A 17,057-nucleotide genomic window follows, 5' to 3' on the forward strand; every position below is an offset into this window, starting at 1 on the left:
GGGCCGGGCTGTCAGTGGCGGCGTCTAGGGTTCGACGTATGACGCCTGTGCCTCCTCCCGCAGTCGAACTCTCCGCCGACCAGGCCCGCCGCATCGCGCTGCGCGCCCAGGGTTTCCTGGGAGCCCCGGACCGCCGGGCGGGGGTGCCGGGGGTGCTGCGCCACCTCGGCGCGGTCCAGCTGGACACGATCTCGGTGCTGGCCCGCTCGCACGAGCTGGTTCCGTACGCCCGGCTCGGCGCGGTGGGCCGCCGGACGGTGGAGGATGCCTACTGGTCGGGCGGCCGCACCTTCGAGTACTGGTCGCACGCCGCGTGCATCCTGCCCGTGGAGGAGTGGCCGCACTTCGCGTTCCGCCGCCGCGCCTACCGCTCCCGTCCGCACTGGGGCCACGACCTGCCCGACGGCGTGTACGACACGGTCATCGAACAGCTGCGTGACGAGGGCCCCCTGACGGCGACCGAGCTGGGCGGCGCGAAGAACGGCGGCGAGTGGTGGGACTGGTCGGCGTCCAAGGTCGCCGTCGAACGGGCCCTGATGTACGGCGAGGTGGTCTGCACCGAGCGGCGCGGCTGGAAGCGGGTGTACGACCTGGCCGAGCGGGCCATTCCGGACTCCCTGCTGCACGACGACCTGAGCGACGCCGAGTGCCGGCGGCGGCTGGTCGCCCTGGCGGGCACGTCCCTGGGCGTCGGCACCCGTGGCGACATCGCGGACTACCACCGGCTGAAGGGCGAGGAGTTCGACGCGGTGGTGGCGGACTCCGGGCTGGTGCCGGTCGTGGTGGAGGGCTGGGGAAAGCCCGCCTGGGCGGATCCGGAGGCGCTGGCGAAGGAGGTGCGCGGACGCCACCGTACGACGCTGCTGTCCCCGTTCGACTCCCTGATCTGGGAGCGGGCGCGTACGGAGCGGATCTTCGGCTTCACGCACCGGCTGGAGGCGTACGTGCCCAAGCAGAAGCGGATCCACGGGTACTTCGCGATGCCGCTGCTGGCGGGCGGGAAGCTCCAGGGCCGGGTGGATCCGGCGCGCGAGGGCAGCACACTGGTCGCCAAGCAGGCGTCCCTGGCGGGCCCGAAGGCGGTGGCCCCGATGGCCGAGGCACTGGTGGAGGCCGCGTCCTGGGTGGGCTGCACGGACATCCGGGTCGACCGGGTGGATGCCCCGGAGTTGCGCGAGCCGCTCAGGACGGAGATCGGTCACGCGCTCCAGCGCGCCCACCGCTGACCGGCCGCTACCTGATCTCCAGGATCTTCTCGCGCATGGCATAGACCACTGCTTCCATCCGGGAGTGCAGCTGTAGTTTCTCCAGGATATTGCGGACGTGGTTCTTCACCGTGTTCTCGGAAATGAACAACTCCTTGGCGATATCGCGGTTGTTCATGCCGGTCGCCACGAGTTTCAGCACTTCCAGCTCGCGCTCGGTGAGCCGGGGCGCCGGAACGAGCCGTCGTTCGTCGGTGCGTTGGATCATCGATTTGAACTCGGTGAGCAACTTGGAGGCCATGGAGGGGCTGATCTGGGACTGCCCGTCGGCCACGGCGCGAATAGCGGTGGCGACCTCGTCGGTGGAGATCTCCTTGAGGAGGTATCCGGTCGCGCCCGCCTTGATCGCCTCGTAGAGATCGGCTTCCTCGTCGCTGATCGTCAGCATGATGATCTTCGCGCTGGGTGCCACCTCCTTGATGGCGGTGCAGGCCTCGATGCCGCCGCGCTTGGGCATGCGCACGTCCATCAGGACGATGTCGGGCAGCAGGTCGGCCGCCTTGTCGACGGCTTCGGAGCCGTCCCCCGCCTCACCGACGACCTGGATGTCCTCCTCCTGGGCGAGGACGATCTCCAGCCCCCTGCGGAAGAGCGCGTGGTCGTCGACCACCAGGACCCTGATGGGCTCCTTGCGCGAAGCGCCGTCCGCGTCCGCTCCGGCATACGCACCGGTGTCGGCGTCGGAGTCGTTCGCGCCGCACACGGGCCCGAAGGTGTCCGCCATCGTTCCTCCCCCTGAAGGCCACGGCCTGAAGTGTCGGTCGTTCGCCAACGGCACTTCGCAGTACACCGATTGGCTCGGGCGGCCATGATTCCATGCCCGGCCCCCGGAACGGTGGCACTGCGCCCGTGCGGGGGCGCCCCCGATGGCGTGAAATCGCCACGGGGACGCCCCCGACGATCGGGTCTCAGCCTCCGAGCGCACCGCCCGCGCCGCCGGCCTCGTCCGCGGCGAGCGGGTCGGTCCTCAGGTGGATGACGCCGTAGTCGTACGCGTGTCGCCGGTAGACGACGCTGGGCTCCTTGGTCTCGGAATCGACGAACAAGTAGAAGTCGTGACCGACCAGTTCCATCTCGTAGAGCGCCTGGTCGAGCGACATGGGTGCGGCGGTGTGGGTCTTCTCGCGCATCACGAGCGGCCCTTCGCCCTGCACTTCGAGCGAGCCGATCTTCGTGGTGGGGACGGGCGCCGACGACTGGTCGCCGACCAGCTCACCGTCCTCGTCGAACGAAGCGACGCCGGGGACCACGTCCCCGACCTCCGCGGCCGTCAGACGGCCGTTGCCGCGGCGGCTGTAACGCTTGTCGTGCTGCTTGCGCAGCCGGGCCTCCAGCTTTCCGGTGGCCAGGTCGAGCGCTGCGTAAGGGTCGCCCGCCGCCGCCTCCGCCCGGATGACCGGCCCCCGCGAGCGAAGCGTGATCTCCACCCGGTCGGAACGGTCGGCCTGACGGGGATTCGGCTCCTTGGACACCTCGACGTCGAGGCTGATCACCTTGCCGTCGAACTTCTGGATCTTGTCCAGCTTCAGCTTCTCGGCCACGTGCTTGCGGAACCGCTCGGGCACCTCGGTCTTGCGGCCCTTGACGACGATGTCCACGCAGAACTCCGTTCCCGGATCGCCCCGCTCAGCGGCGGAGCATCTCCCTTTTGCACCAGGCCCCGGAGATCACCAGGGCCTCGGACTCGGTGGCTTTCGCCTCCTCCTCCCCCGTCGGAAGGATGTCGACCCCACCGACTCGTGCGCTTCTCCTACGGTGAGTTACCTGCCCGAAACCTCTTGGTGCATTCGTCGAGGTCCGGCATTCACCGTTCCTCTCCTCCGAACATAGCCTGCACAGCCGGGTCTCGGCACCCGCTACCGGCACGTACCTCCGTTCAGGGGGAAACGCCCTCTCTTCACCTGCAACGTCGCGGGTTCCCGGTCAGTTCCGGTTTATTTCGAAGGCGGATGGAGAGGCCGCGACGACCGCTGCCCGGCACCCTTCCCGCACGGAGGGCTCCCGGACCCCGTCGGCCGCCTCCCCGACGGCCCGTGCCGCCTCCGCCAAGGTCGATCCCGTCGTCAACAGATCGTCGACCAGGATCACCCGGCCGTGGTGGAACGGGCCGTGCCCGAGGGGTCCGTGCCGCAGGAGCCTCCGTCCCCCGGCCGTGAGCTCCAGCGCCCCGGCCAGATTCGCCCGCCGCTCACGGGCCCGGAGGCCCGCCTGGTCGGCGACCGCACGCCGCTGCCGCAGCAGCGGAAGCACCTGGGCGGGCAGGCCGCCGCGCCTCAGCTCCCGCGCGGCGGCGGCGGCGATCCGGCGCACCGGATCATGACCGCGCGCCGCGGTCGAGGAACGCGCGGAGGGCACCGGTACCAGCAGCAGTGGCCCCGCGCCGCTCATCCGCCCCGCCCCGGCCCGTACGCCCCCCGCCAGCGCCTGCCCGAGCGCACCTGCCAGCCCGAGTGCGCCTCGCTCCTTGTGGGCCAGCAGAACCGCGCGTACGGCGTTCTCGTACGGGGCCGCCGCGTACACCGGCGGAAGGCCCGGAGGGCGGGGCGAGGGCCGGACCCGGCGGGGCGGACCGCCGTGCAGCGCGGTTCCACAGGCCGGGCACAGCTCGGTGCGCGGTCTGCCGCAGCCGGCGCAGGACACCGGCAGCAGCAGACCGGACAGCTCCCGCCACCCGTGCCGCATGGCCCCACTGTGCCGGGCGCGCCCGGACCGGGCCACCCCTGTGGAAACCCCCGGCCCGGCCCGCAGGGGACCGGCCGGCCGAACCCGGTCAGCCGGGATAGACCAGCGACGTGCCCTGCTGGAGAACGGTCTGCCAGTTGTCCCCCGGCGAGAGCTTCACTATGCCGTCGCCGGCGGTCTCCGCCATCAGCGGAAGGAGCTCCTCGTCGGCCGCGGCGACCGACTGGACCTGGTTCACGCCGGGCAGCGCCCCGGAACCCGAGGTGGAGCCGTCCGCCTGTACGTAGCGCACCTGCTGGACGCCGCCCTCCTCCTTGCCGACCACCACCAGCCGGCTGCGCCCCGACCAGGAGATCGCGGTCACGTCCGTGAGCTGGGGCGCGGCCTGGCGCAGGTCCTCCACCGAGATCTCGGGGACCACGGAGGACCCCCGGCGCTCGACCCGGCCGATGTTGAGCGTCGTACGGCCGTCCTTCGTCAGCAGAAGCGCTATCCGCACTCCGTCGGCGGACATCCTCAGCGCCTCGATCCGGGCGCCGTCGAGGCCCGGCACCCGGACCTGCTGCGGCTCGCCCGCCCCGCCGGCCAGCCGCAGCAGCCGGGGTCCTGCCGGATCGCGGTCGGCGACCCACAGGTCGCCGCGCCCGTCCCAGCTCGGCGGCGACAGCCGGTCGGCGGCCTTCTTCGCCGTGCTGGTGACCAGGGGCTCGGCCAGCTCGCCCTCCGCCTCCAGGGAGGACACGTACAGGCTCTGCCCCTGGGCGGAGACCGCGGCGGCCTGCTCCTCGTCGCGTGCCACCCCGACGGATCCCATCGGGACGGTGCCCGCACCCAGCGGTCCGGTCACCGGCTCGGGCGTTCCGGGGCCGTCGGTGGCGCCGAGGATCCGCTCCACCTGGCCCTTGTCGTTGATGAAGTACGGGCTGTCGGCCTCGTCCGAGCCGTTGTCGGCGGAGAAGGCCGCCGCGTCGTCGGCGTCGAGCGCGCAGAGCGAACCCTTCCCGCCCTCCAGCTCCACCCTCTCGACCCGCGCCGAGGTCAGGTCACGGAGCGTGTACAGCACCTGGGCGGCCATCATCCGGCAGGCGCTGCGGCCCGCTCGGTCGGCCTTCCCGTTGAGCCGCACCCTCAGGACGTTCTGATCGTCCGGGGCCAGTGCGGTGACGCCCTTGCGCAGGGCGGTCCCCTCCGGGAAGCGGGAGTCGACCACGGGCCGCAGCCAGTCCGTGGGCCCGGCGAGCAGCGTACGGACGGTCTGGGCCGCGGTGTCCATCCGCGTGACGGGATCGGTACGGTTGCGTACGTAGACGGGGTCCGCGACCAGCGTGGACCGGCCGTTCGTGAGCCCGGCGGCGAAGAAGTACTTGTTCACCGAGCGGTAGAGCCGCTTGAAGTCGGACTGACCGAGGACGAGGCCGTCCGGCACGACGTCGATGCGCCACTCCTGCTTCCCCTCCGCCACCTTCTCCTGCACCAGGTGCAGGGTCTGGGAGTAGTCGGTGGGAGCGAGGGGGCGGTACGAACTCTGCGCGTCGACCTCCGCCACCTTCTCACCGGTCAGCGTGTAGGTCGCTTCCTTGTCCTGGTTGGCCCGGTCGGCCCCGTCGTGGAGCAGAGGGCCGGTGCGGTTCGGCGCCTGGGCGAGCACCGTGGTGCCCCCGCCCGGCCGCCAGGTGCGCCGGGCGTCGGCGCTCAGATACTTCCGCGTGGTCGCGAACGCGGGGTCGTCGCTGGTCATCGACTCCAGGAACCCGTCGACGATCTCGGCGGGCGGCGCGCCTTCGCGGGGCGCCACCGCGTACACCTGCACCTGGGAATCTCCGGGCTGCGAGGCGTCGACCGCCTTGACGTCCCCGCTCACCGGCATGGCGCCGCATCCTGCCAGTACGACGATGCCGCAGCCGAGCAGCGCGGAGATCCGCACCGCCCTTGCGCGGCCGCCCGGACGGCGGTCAGTACCCACGAGTGGCGTCCTCCTGGTCGGCATCCTGTATCCCGGTGCCCGCGCGCCCGCCGGGCCGCTCCTGGGCAGGGCGCGCGACGACGCGAGCCCCGTTGCCGGGCAGTGCGGCGGGGTGCACCGACGCGGGAGCGGCGTGGTGGGCGGCCGGGCCGCGCGGGGGCACGTGCAGGGTCGAACGCTCGCCGGTCCCGGCCTGGGCCGGCACCGACATCAACCGGTGGTCGTCCGACGCGCCCACCCCTGTCCGGTCGCGTTCCCGCGCGTCCCGGTTGCGCCGGGAGTCCTCGGGTTCCAGCGGTATCGGCGAACCGCGCAGGGGCTCGTCCGCCGTACGCGGCAGGGTCAGCCGGAACTGCGATCCCCCGCCCGGCTCGCCCCACGCCTGGAGCCAGCCACCGTGCAGCCGGGCGTCCTCCACGGCGATGGACAGGCCGAGCCCCGTCCCGCCGGTCGTCCGGGCCCGCGCCGGGTCGGCACGCCAGAACCGGTTGAAGACGCGGGTCGCCTCGCCGGGCTTGAGCCCGACCCCGTAGTCCCGCACGGCCACGGCGACCGTGCCCTGGGCCACCCCCAGCCGCACGACGACGTCGCGGCCCTCCCCGTGCTCGACGGCGTTGACCACGAGGTTGCGCAGGATGCGCTCGACCCGCCGGGCGTCGGCCTCGGCTATCACCGGCTGATCGTCACCGACGACGCGGATCCGGGTGCCCTTGCGTTCGGCGAGCGGCTCGGCGCCGCCGATCACCCGGTGCACCACGGTCCGCAGGTCTATCGGCTCGGCCTCCAGAGCGGCCGCGCCCGCGTCGAAGCGGCTGATCTCCAGCAGGTCGGAGAGCAGCGACTCGAACCGGTCGAGCTGGTCGCCCAGCAGCTCGGCGGAGCGCGCGGTCACGGGGTCGAAGTCGGCACGCGCCTCGTGGATGACGTCGGCGGCCATTCTGACGGTGGTGAGGGGGGTCCGCAGCTCGTGCGAGACGTCGGAGACGAACCGCCGTTGCATCCGGGAGAGCTCCTCCAGTTGCTGAATCTTCAGCTGGAGGCTCTGGGCCATCTTGTTGAAGGCTTCACCGAGCCGGGCGATGTCGTCCTCGCCGGTGACCTTCATCCGTTCCTGGAGCTTGCCGGCGGAGAGCCGCTCGGCGATGCCCGCCGCCATCCGCACCGGCGTGACGACCTGGCGCACCACGAACCAGGCGATGGCCCCGAGCAGCACGACGACGAACAGCCCGGCGGTGGCCAGGGTCGTCCTGACCAGCGACAGGGACTTCTCCTCCTGCGTGAGCGGGAAGAGGTAGTAGAGCTCGTAGGGCTGCTGGTCGATGTCGTAGAGCCGCTTGCCGACGACGAGCCCCGGCTGCGACTCCTTGCCGTACGAGTACCGGATCAGGGAGTACGTCTGATACGCGCCCTGCCCCTCGCCCACGTTCCGCCGCAGACGGTCGGGCACGCTGGACGCCTCGACGCTGCCGGAACCACGCGCCGCACGGCTGCTCGCTCCCTCGGAGACCGAGTCGACGCTGAGCGCCACCACGTTGAAGGCGTTCTTGCCGCCGCTGGCGAGCTGGTCGACGAGTTCGGTGCGCCAGGAGGTGCTGCCGGTCGTGCCGTCCGTACGCTCGCTGCCCTGTCCCTCGGGTCCGAGGGGGGCGTTGGCCTTCTCCTGGGCCGCGGCGAAACCACCGGCCGCCTGGGTCTGGGCAGCCTTGCCCTTCGCGTCGAGGAGGCCGTTGCGCACCTGTCCGATCACGACGAGACCGAGCAGCAGCACGACCACGACCGACATCAACAGCGTGCCCGCGACGACGCGCAGCTGCAGGTTGCGCCGCCACAGCCGGACAGCGGGCAGCAGCGGGCGGCGCACCCACCGCATCAGCAGGCGCGGAAAGGGCCCGCCGGGCGTCCGGTCCCCGAACAGCCGGCCGCCCTTCAGGAAACGGCTCATACGTGGTGCCTTCCGCCCCGAGCCGGCAGCCCGCTCCGTACGGACTCCCGGCTCGCCGGGCCCCGGAGCGGCGCTGCCTCGGGGCATCTCAGCTCGGTCCGGCCTTGTAGCCGACGCCTCGGACCGTCACCACGATCTCCGGCCGCTCCGGGTCCTTCTCGACCTTGGAACGCAGACGCTGTACATGCACATTCACCAGGCGGGTGTCGGCCGCGTGGCGGTAACCCCACACCTGTTCCAGCAGGACTTCACGGGTGAAGACCTGCCACGGCTTACGGGCGAGCGCGACCAGGAGGTCGAACTCCAGCGGCGTCAGGGCGATGGACTGCCCTTCCCGCTTGACGGAGTGACCGGCCACGTCGATGACCAGGTCACCGATGGACAACTGCTCCGGTGCGGGTTCTTCGGATCTCCGCAGACGTGCCCTGATCCGGGCAACCAACTCCTTGGGTTTGAACGGCTTGACGATGTAGTCGTCGGCCCCTGACTCCAGGCCGACCACGACGTCGACGGTGTCGCTCTTGGCGGTGAGCATGACGATCGGCACACCGGACTCGGCCCTGATCAGCCTGCACACCTCGATGCCGTCCCTTCCGGGCAGCATGAGGTCGAGCAGCACCAGGTCCGGCTTGGCCTCACGAAATGCGGCCAGTGCCTTGTCGCCGTCCGCTACGAACGACGGCTCGAAACCTTCTCCACGCAGCACAATCCCGAGCATCTCGGCCAGTGCGGTGTCGTCGTCGACGACAAGGACGCGTCCCTTCATAATCGACATCATCCCATTAGCCAATCGTTACCTGCGATGACCTGGCGCACAGCTCGGCCAGTCCGGCCCCCGTGACGGGGGAAATCGCGCCCTCCTCGGTGACGATCGCCGTGATCAGCTCCGGGGGCGTGACGTCGAAAGCCGGGTTGTACGCCGGGGCCCCGAGGGGTGCGACGACCCTCCCGCCCTGATCGCCGCCCGACACACTTCCCACCGATGTGAGCTCCGTCACTTCTCTTCCGGAACGCTGTTCGACGATGATCGAAGCACCGTCCGGGGTCTCCAGATCCACGGTCGTCGTCGGCGCCACCACGATGAACGGCACATGGTGGTACTTCGCGAGGACGGCCAGCGGGTAACTCCCCACCTTGTTGGCCACCGACCCGTCCGCGGCGATGCGGTCGGCGCCTATGAGCACCGCGTCGACCTCCCCCGCCGCGAACAGCGACCCGGCCGCGCTGTCCGTCAGCAGGCTGTACGCCAGGCCGTTGCGGGCCGCCTCGTACGCGGTCAGCCGCGCCCCCTGGAGCAGGGGTCGCGTCTCGTCCACCCACAGCCGCCGCAGCCGCCCCCGCCGGTGCACACGCAACGCCACGGCGAACGCCGTCCCCTCGCCCCCGGAGACCAGCGCCCCGGTGTTGCAGTGGGTCAGCAGCTGGTACCCGCGGCCGGGCATCAGCTCCTCCAACAGCGCCTCGCCGTACTCCGCCATACGCCCGCTGGCCTGCGCGTCCTCCTCGTGCAGGGCACGCGCGGCAGCCAGCGCGGCGGCGGAAGCCGCCTCGTCCCCCGCTCCCTTCCCGGCCGCCTCCCAGTAGGCCGCCGCGACCCGGCGCACCCCGTACGCGAGGTTCACCGCGGTGGGCCGCGCCCGCTCCAGCAGGCCCGCCGCCTCCGCGACGTCGTCGCCACGGGCCGCCGCGAGCGCCACCCCGTAGCCTCCGGCGATCCCGAGCAGCGGGGCCCCTCGCACCGCCAGAGTCCGGATCGCGCGCACCAGCGCGGGCACATCGGTGCACACCAGCTCGACCTCCTCGGCGGGCAGCCGTGTCTGGTCCAGCAGCACCAGAACGGGGCCCTCCGGAGGCTCGGCCCAACGGAGTACGGAGAGCGCGGGAGGCTCGTAGCCCACCGGCGATTGCACGTCCTGATCAGCCATCCCTCCAGTCTGCCCGGTGAGCACCCCCCACATGAAGGTGCGGAGGAGGCGGAGCGGCCGGTCCGCCCCGGACGGGCGCGTGGCACGATGGCTGCCAACCTGCCGCCCCGATGAGCGGTCAGGACGGTGAAGGAGCGAGAATGAACGACTCTCCGGGCTGGGCGTCGCCCGGATCTGCCACCTCCGACGGCAAGGAGACGGCGATTCCCCGCCCCTCCGACCCGCAGGACGGAAGCGGCCCGACGGGACAGTGGTCCCCTGAGCAGCCGCCTCCCGGGCAGTGGTCCCCACCGAGCAACCCCGGCGGCCCCGGCACACGGCCGCCCGCACCCGGCTGGGGCGGCGGCCCGCAGCGACAGGGCTGGGCAGCACCGCCGCCGGCCGCGAAGCCCGGCATCATCCCGCTGCGCCCCCTGAGTCTCGGCGAGATCCTCGACGGCTCCGTCTCCGCCCTGCGCGCCCACTGGCGTACCGCACTCGGCTTCAGCCTCGGGATCGCGGTGGTCACCCAGATCGCGCTGACCCTCATGCAGCGCCATCTGCTGCCGAAGCCGACCTCCGTCGATCCGAACGCCACCGGCACCGAGGCCCTCCGCCAGGCGTCCGAATCCGCTCGCTCGACACTGGTCTCCATGACCCCGGTCCTCTTCCTCACGATGATCGGCACGTTCCTGACCGCGTCGGTCGTCGCCGTGGTCGTCAGCCGCTCCGTACTGGGCCGGCCCAGTACGCTCTCCGACACCTGGGCCGAGGTTCGACCGCGGCTCCTCCCTCTGACCGGGCTGGCCCTGCTGCTGCCCCTGGTCATCATCGTCACGATGGCCGTGTGCATCGGCCCCGGACTGCTGATCGGCTCCGGGGCGGGCGCGGCACTCGCACTCCTCGGCTCCCTCGCGGCCTGCGTCCTCATCCCCTGGCTGTGGGTGAGCTTCGCCCTCTCCACCCCCGCGCTCGTACTGGAGCGGCAAGGCGTCGCCGCCGCGCTGCGCAGGTCGGTCAAGCTGGTCCGCGGCGCCTGGTGGCGCACCTTCGGCATCCTCGTGCTGGCCCAGCTGATCGTCCTCCTGTTGAGCCTGATCGTCTCCGTGCCCTTCGGCGCCATCGCGGTCATCGCCGACGGAACCGACCTCAGCGAGCTCCTCGAAGGCGGCGGCTCTCCCACCGGCTGGCCCTTCCTCATCATCACGGGCATCGGCGAAGTGATCGTCTCGACGCTCGTCTACCCCTTCCTCGGCGGCGTGACGGCCCTGCTCTACGTGGACCAGCGCATCCGCCGCGAAGCCCTGGACCTCGACCTCGCACGGGCCGCGGGCCTTCCCGGCTACGGCGACACCCCCCGGAGCTGATGAGGTGACGGGGGCGGGGGGCGCCATCATCACGGCACGGGCCGACGGCGCGTCGGGCGGCATACCCGTGGACACGCCACGTCTCCCCGCACGGGAGGCGGCCGAGAGCGAACTGTCCAAGCCGATGTACCACGAGAACGACCCGAACGTCTTCCAGCGCGCCCTGAACGAGTTCTGGGACTGGATCACCGGGGTGTTCGACGCCGCAGCGGGGGCCGCACCCGGCGGGCCGGCCGGGATCGTCGTCCTGGTCGTCCTCGTCATCGGTCTCGCCGCCGCCCTCTGGTGGCGACTCGGCACCCCGCAGCGCTCCCCCCGGAGCGCGGACGCGCTCTTCGACGGCGAAGGCCCCCGCAGCGCGGCCCAGCACCGCACCGCGGCCGAAGCGCACGCCGCGGCCCTGCGCTGGACCGAGGCCGTCCAGGAACGCATGCGTGCCATCGTCCGGTCGCTGGAGGAGCGCGCCCTGCTCGACCCCCGCCCCGGCCGCACCGCGGACGAGGCGGCGGCGGAAGCGGGCCGCACCCTGCCCGAACACGCGGCCCGGCTGCGTGCCGCCGCCCGGAACTTCGACGACGTGACGTACGGGGGCCGCACCGCGGACGGGTCCGCGTACCTGGCCCTGCGCACCCTCGATCTCGATCTCGGCGAGGCCAAGCCGCTGCTGTCCGGAACGTCCCGAGGAGCCACCGGATGACCGCGGTGACCGCCGCTTCCCCCACCTCGACGGCGGCCACCCCCGGTCAGGTCTGGACCCGTGCCCGAGGCGTCCTGGCCGCTCTCCTCATCCTCGTCGTCGCCGGCGTCACGTTCGCCGCCGTACGCTCCGGGACGAGCCACGGACAACTCGACCCGCGCTCCGCGGACCCGCGGGGCAGCCGCGCCGTGGCCGAACTCCTCGAAGCACGCGGCATATCCGTCACGGTCGCCACCACTCTCGCCGAGGCCACCGCCGCGGCCGGCCCCGACACCACGCTCCTGGTCACCGGCCCCAACCTCCTGACCCGGTCGCAGCAGCTCCGTCTCGCCGAGGCGACCTCCGCCTCCGCGGGACGCACCCTGCTGGTCGGACCAGGACCGGCGACCACGACCCGGCTCGCCCCCGGCGTACGCGTCGAGCAGCAGAAAGCCGTCAGCGCCCTCGCCCCGGCATGCGACCTCCCCGCCGCCCGCCGGGCCGGCACGGCGGACCTGGGCGGCATCCGCTACACGGTCCAGGACCCCACGGCCATCACCTGCTACCCGAGCGCCGGCCTCCCCAGCCTGGTCGTCCTTCCGGCCGGGACGGAGGGCGACACCGTCGTCCTCGGATCTCCCGCCCTCTTCCACAACGAGCGTCTCGACAAGCAGGGCAACGCCTCGCTCGCCCTCCAACTCCTCGGTTCCCGTCCCCATCTCGTCTGGTACCTCCCCTCTCTCAGTGATCCATCCGCGGCAACCGGTGCCGACTCCCCCGGCGACGGCGACGACGACCGGTCGGAGGACGGAGCGAGGAACGACGCGGCCGAGGAGAGCGGCTTCCTCGACCTCGTCCCGTCGGGCTGGCTATGGGCGACCGTTCAGCTCGGCCTCGCCGCCGTGCTCGCCGCCGTCTGGCGTGGCCGCCGGCTCGGCCCCCTGGTGGCGGAACGGCTGCCGGTGGCCATCCGCGCCTCCGAATCCGCCGAAGGCCGCTCCCTCCTCTACCGCAAGGTCAACGCTCGTGACCGTGCTGCCGACGCCCTCCGGGAGGCCGCCCGCACACGCCTCGCGCACCTCGCCGGAGTGTCCGCCCGCGACGCGCACACCCCTGGTGTCCTCCTCCCCGCCTTGTCGGCGCGCATGACCGTCGTGGACCACGACCTCAGCGCGCTGCTCTTCGGCACGGCCCCCTCCACCGACGCCGCCCTGGTCCTCCTCGCCGATCAACTCGACGCCCTCGAAAGAGAGGTACGCACTTCATGAGCGCCCCGACCCCCGAGCCGGCCGAGCCCACGGAGCCCGCAGCGGCACCTGTGAGCCCCACGGAACCGGAGCCGTCCGACAGCGCCCGCGCGTCCTTGGAGGCTCTGCGCTCCGAAATCGCCAAAGCCGTCGTCGGCCAGGACCCCGCCGTCACCGGGCTCGTCGTCGCGCTGCTCTGCCGAGGACACGTACTGCTCGAAGGTGTGCCCGGGGTCGCCAAGACCCTCCTGGTGCGCGCTCTCGCCGCTTCACTCGAACTCGACACGAAGCGCGTCCAGTTCACCCCGGACTTGATGCCCAGCGACGTCACGGGCTCGCTGGTCTATGACGCGCGCACCGCCGAATTCTCCTTCCAGCCCGGTCCGGTCTTCACCAACCTGCTGATCGCCGACGAGATCAACCGCACCCCTCCCAAGACCCAGTCCTCCCTCCTCGAAGCGATGGAGGAACGGCAGGTCACCGTCGACGGAACGCCGAAGCCACTGCCCGAGCCCTTCCTCGTCGCCGCCACCCAGAACCCCGTCGAATACGAAGGGACCTACCCCCTCCCCGAAGCCCAACTGGACCGTTTTCTGCTCAAACTGACGGTTCCGCTCCCGTCACGGGAGGACGAGATCCACGTCCTCACCCGCCACGCCGACGGGTTCAACCCGCGCGACCTCACAGCCGCCGGGGTGCGCCCCGTCGCCGGGCCGGCCGAGCTGGAAGCAGCACGGGAAGCCGTCGCGAAGACGACCGTCTCCCCCGAGATAGCCGGCTATGTGGTGGACATCTGCCGTGCCACGCGCGATTCCCCCTCGCTCACTCTCGGCGTCTCCCCCCGAGGCGCCACCGCACTGCTGTCGACTGCGCGTGCCTGGGCCTGGCTGACCGGCCGTGACTATGTCATCCCGGACGATGTGAAGGCCCTCGCGCTCCCCACGCTCCGTCATCGCATTCACCTGCGGCCCGAGGCGGAAATGGAAGGAGTCACTTCCGACTCCGTCATCGCCTCGGTGCTCGCCCACGTCCCCGTACCCCGATGAGGCGGTGACCACCATGGCCCTCACCGGACGAACCGCGCTGCTGGCCGCTCTGGGATCACTCCCCGTAGGCATCCTCGCCCCTAGCTGGACGGGGATGCTCGCGGTCAATGCCCCGCTCTCTCTCGCAATTCTCTGTGACTATGCCCTGGCCGCGCCAGTGCGCACGCTTCGGTTCACTCGATCCGGCGACACATCTGTTCGACTCGGTGACGCGGCAGACGTGCAACTGACCGTAACCAATACGTCCCGTCGGCGTCTGCGCGCCCAGGTGCGGGACGCCTGGCCCCCGAGCAGCTGGGCCTCGGGTACCGAACGTCGCGCTTCCCGCCACACGCTGACGATCCCCGCCGGGGAACAGCGACGCCTGACCACCCTTCTGCGCCCGACCCGTCGCGGCGACCGGCAGGCCGAACGCATCACGATCCGCTCGTACGGACCGCTCGGCCTCGCCGCACGCCAGGGGCAGCACCGCGCCCCGTGGACCGTGCGGGTGCTGCCTCCGTTCACCAGCCGCAAGCATCTGCCGTCCCGGCTCGCCCGGCTTCGGGAACTCGACGGTCGGACCAGCGTTCTGACACGTGGCGAGGGAACAGAGTTCGACAGTCTGCGGGCCTACGTGCCGGGGGACGACACCCGTTCCATCGACTGGCGGGCCACCGCGCGCCAGTCGGCCGTCGCCGTCCGGACGTGGCGACCGGAGCGGGACCGGCACATCCTGATCGTCCTCGACACCGGTCGGACGTCTGCGGGCCGGGTGGGCGACGTCCCCCGGCTGGATGCCTCGATGGACGCCACGCTCCTCCTGACCGCCCTCGCCACGCGGGCGGGCGACCGCGTGAGCCTGCTCGCCTACGACCGCCAGGTCCGGGCCAGGGTCCAGGGGCGGACGGCGACGGGCAACGTTCTGGCGACCGTCATCAACACCCTGGCCACGCTGGAGCCCGAGCTCATCGAGACGGATGCCCGCGGTCTGAGCAATACCGCTCTCGCCGACGCCCCGCGCGGTTCGCTGATCGTCCTCCTCACCACGCTGGAAGCCGCCCCTGTCGAGGAGGGCCTCCTGCCCGTGCTGCCCCAGCTCACCCAGCGCCACACCGTTCTGCTGGCCGCGGTCTCCGACCCTCGTATCGAGGAGATGGCCGCAGGCAGGGGAACGGTGGACTCGGTGTATGCCGCGGCAGCGGCCGGCCAGGCCCGGGCGGAACGCCGCCGTACGGCCGACCGCCTCCGGCGCCATGGCGTCGTCGTCGTGGACGCGACTCCGGACAACCTCGCTCCCGCTCTCGCCGACGCGTATCTCGCGTTGAAGGCGGCAGGCCGTCTTTAGGGGGCTGCCGGCTGCCGCCCGGCCCCAGTACTTTCAACAGAAACCTCTGGAGAGGGAAAGGGGTCCGGAACGCAGAAAAGCCCCGTGCCACAAGGCACGGGGCTTTCCCGGAAAAATTGTTCGGCGGCGTCCTACTCTCCCACAGGGTCCCCCCTGCAGTACCATCGGCGCTGAAAGGCTTAGCTTCCGGGTTCGGAATGTAACCGGGCGTTTCCCTAACGCAATGACCACCGAAACACTATGAAAATTTGAACACCGGGCAACAACACGGCCGTTCGTTATTTCAGAACTAACACAGTGGACGCGAGCAACTGAGGACAAGCCCTCGGCCTATTAGTACCAGTCAGCTCCACCCGTTACCGGGCTTCCACATCTGGCCTATCAACCCAGTCGTCTACTGGGAGCCTTAACCCTTCAAGAGGGTGGGAATACTCATCTCGAAGCAGGCTTCCCGCTTAGATGCTTTCAGCGGTTATCCTTTCCGAACGTAGCCAACCAGCCATGCCCTTGGCAGGACAACTGGCACACCAGAGGTTCGTCCGTCCCGGTCCTCTCGTACTAGGGACAGCCCTTCTCAATATTCCTACGCGCACAGCGGATAGGGACCGAACTGTCTCACGACGTTCTAAACCCAGCTCGCGTACCGCTTTAATGGGCGAACAGCCCAACCCTTGGGACCGACTCCAGCCCCAGGATGCGACGAGCCGACATCGAGGTGCCAAACCATCCCGTCGATATGGACTCTTGGGGAAGATCAGCCTGTTATCCCCGGGGTACCTTTTATCCGTTGAGCGACAGCGCTTCCACAAGCCACTGCCGGATCACTAGTCCCGACTTTCGTCCCTGCTCGACCCGTCGGTCTCACAGTCAAGCTCCCTTGTGCACTTACACTCAACACCTGATTGCCAACCAGGCTGAGGGAACCTTTGGGCGCCTCCGTTACTCTTTAGGAGGCAACCGCCCCAGTTAAACTACCCATCAGACACTGTCCCTGATCCGGATCACGGACCCAGGTTAGACATCCAGCACGACCAGAGTGGTATTTCAACGGCGACTCCACAACCACTGGCGTGGCCGCTTCACAGTCTCCCACCTATCCTACACAAGCCGAACCGAACACCAATATCAAACTATAGTAAAGGTCCCGGGGTCTTTCCGTCCTGCTGCGCGAAACGAGCATCTTTACTCGTAGTGCAATTTCACCGGGCCTATGGTTGAGACAGTCGAGAAGTCGTTACGCCATTCGTGCAGGTCGGAACTTACCCGACAAGGAATTTCGCTACCTTAGGATGGTTATAGTTACCACCGCCGTTTACTGGCGCTTAAGTTCTCAGCTTCGCCACCCCGAAAGGCAGCTAACCGGTCCCCTTAACGTTCCAGCACCGGGCAGGCGTCAGTCCGTATACATCGCCTTACGGCTTCGCACGGACCTGTGTTTTTAGTAAACAGTCGCTTCTCGCTGGTCTCTGCGGCCACCCCCAGCTCAAGCAGCAAGTGCTATCACCAGTGATGGCCCCCCTTCTCCCGAAGTTACGGGGGCATTTTGCCGAGTTCCTTAACCATAGTTCACCCGAACGCCTCGGTATTCTCTACCTGACCACCTGAGTCGGTTTAGGGTACGGGCCGCCATGAAACTCG

The 17,057-nt window shown here is 70.3% G+C and carries 13 protein-coding genes and 2 rRNA genes (1 of these 15 only partly in view); 6 read left to right on the top strand and 9 right to left on the bottom strand.

The features are described 5' to 3' along the window. Positions 1-38 precede the first annotated feature (38 nt). A complete protein-coding gene (locus tag QFZ71_RS10610; protein WP_307668005.1) occupies positions 39-1,226 on the top strand; it encodes a winged helix-turn-helix domain-containing protein in 1,188 nt (395 codons plus the stop codon). A gap of 7 nt (positions 1,227-1,233) precedes the next feature. On the opposite strand, the gene QFZ71_RS10615 is transcribed toward QFZ71_RS10610, so the two are convergent. The 7 genes from QFZ71_RS10615 to mtnA all read right to left on the bottom strand — a co-directional run bounded on the left by QFZ71_RS10615 (position 1,234) and on the right by mtnA (position 9,777). Next, positions 1,234-1,989: a response regulator transcription factor gene (locus tag QFZ71_RS10615; RefSeq protein WP_307668006.1), complete on the bottom strand. Its 756-nt coding sequence runs from the start codon at positions 1,987-1,989 to the stop codon at positions 1,234-1,236. A 184-nt stretch (positions 1,990-2,173) separates the two neighbouring features. After that, entirely contained in the window at positions 2,174-2,863 is a 690-nt protein-coding gene (gene hpf / locus QFZ71_RS10620) for a ribosome hibernation-promoting factor, HPF/YfiA family (protein WP_307668007.1), read from the bottom strand. 325 nt (positions 2,864-3,188) lie between these two features. After that, positions 3,189-3,947 carry a ComF family protein gene (locus QFZ71_RS10625; protein ID WP_307668008.1) on the bottom strand — a complete coding sequence of 253 codons (759 nt, stop codon included), beginning with the start codon at positions 3,945-3,947 and terminating at the stop codon, positions 3,189-3,191. Between the two features lie 88 nt (positions 3,948-4,035). Further along, positions 4,036-5,871: an LpqB family beta-propeller domain-containing protein gene (locus QFZ71_RS10630; RefSeq protein ID WP_307671405.1), complete on the bottom strand. Its 1,836-nt coding sequence runs from the start codon at positions 5,869-5,871 to the stop codon at positions 4,036-4,038. A gap of 28 nt (positions 5,872-5,899) precedes the next feature. Beyond that, on the bottom strand, positions 5,900-7,939 hold the full coding sequence (gene mtrB / locus QFZ71_RS10635; protein ID WP_307668009.1) for an MtrAB system histidine kinase MtrB: 2,040 nt from the start codon (positions 7,937-7,939) through the stop codon (positions 5,900-5,902). 1 nt (position 7,940) lies between these two features. Beyond that, positions 7,941-8,630 carry a two-component system response regulator MtrA gene (mtrA, locus tag QFZ71_RS10640; protein ID WP_307668010.1) on the bottom strand — a complete coding sequence of 230 codons (690 nt, stop codon included), beginning with the start codon at positions 8,628-8,630 and terminating at the stop codon, positions 7,941-7,943. Between the two features lie 4 nt (positions 8,631-8,634). Continuing rightward, positions 8,635-9,777: an S-methyl-5-thioribose-1-phosphate isomerase gene (gene mtnA, locus QFZ71_RS10645; RefSeq protein ID WP_307668011.1), complete on the bottom strand. Its 1,143-nt coding sequence runs from the start codon at positions 9,775-9,777 to the stop codon at positions 8,635-8,637. A 140-nt stretch (positions 9,778-9,917) separates the two neighbouring features. Between mtnA and QFZ71_RS10650 the strand changes: the two genes are divergently transcribed. From QFZ71_RS10650 to QFZ71_RS10670, 5 genes are read left to right on the top strand one after another with little or no spacing between them, the layout of a single operon-like run. After that, positions 9,918-11,123 (top strand): hypothetical protein, encoded by a 1,206-nt coding sequence (locus QFZ71_RS10650; protein WP_307668012.1) that lies wholly within the window; start codon positions 9,918-9,920, stop codon positions 11,121-11,123. Positions 11,124-11,127: 4 nt separating this feature from the next. Further along, positions 11,128-11,820 (top strand): DUF4129 domain-containing protein, encoded by a 693-nt coding sequence (locus QFZ71_RS10655; protein ID WP_307668013.1) that lies wholly within the window; start codon positions 11,128-11,130, stop codon positions 11,818-11,820. Continuing rightward, a complete protein-coding gene (locus tag QFZ71_RS10660; protein ID WP_307668014.1) occupies positions 11,817-13,067 on the top strand; it encodes a DUF4350 domain-containing protein in 1,251 nt (416 codons plus the stop codon). Before QFZ71_RS10655 ends, QFZ71_RS10660 begins: the two co-directional genes overlap by 4 nt. Beyond that, a complete protein-coding gene (locus QFZ71_RS10665; RefSeq protein ID WP_307668015.1) occupies positions 13,064-14,092 on the top strand; it encodes a MoxR family ATPase in 1,029 nt (342 codons plus the stop codon). Before QFZ71_RS10660 ends, QFZ71_RS10665 begins: the two co-directional genes overlap by 4 nt. Positions 14,093-14,105: 13 nt before the next feature. Further along, positions 14,106-15,419, top strand: coding sequence for a DUF58 domain-containing protein (locus QFZ71_RS10670; protein ID WP_307671406.1), 1,314 nt, complete (start codon positions 14,106-14,108; stop codon positions 15,417-15,419). A gap of 118 nt (positions 15,420-15,537) precedes the next feature. Here the strand turns inward: QFZ71_RS10670 and rrf are convergent. Further along, positions 15,538-15,654, bottom strand: a 5S ribosomal RNA gene (gene rrf / locus QFZ71_RS10675). Between the two features lie 78 nt (positions 15,655-15,732). Beyond that, positions 15,733-17,057 (bottom strand): 23S ribosomal RNA (locus tag QFZ71_RS10680); it runs 1,801 nt beyond the window's last position.

This window comes from Streptomyces sp. V2I9 (assembly GCF_030817475.1).
GTDB lineage: Bacteria > Actinomycetota > Actinomycetes > Streptomycetales > Streptomycetaceae > Streptomyces.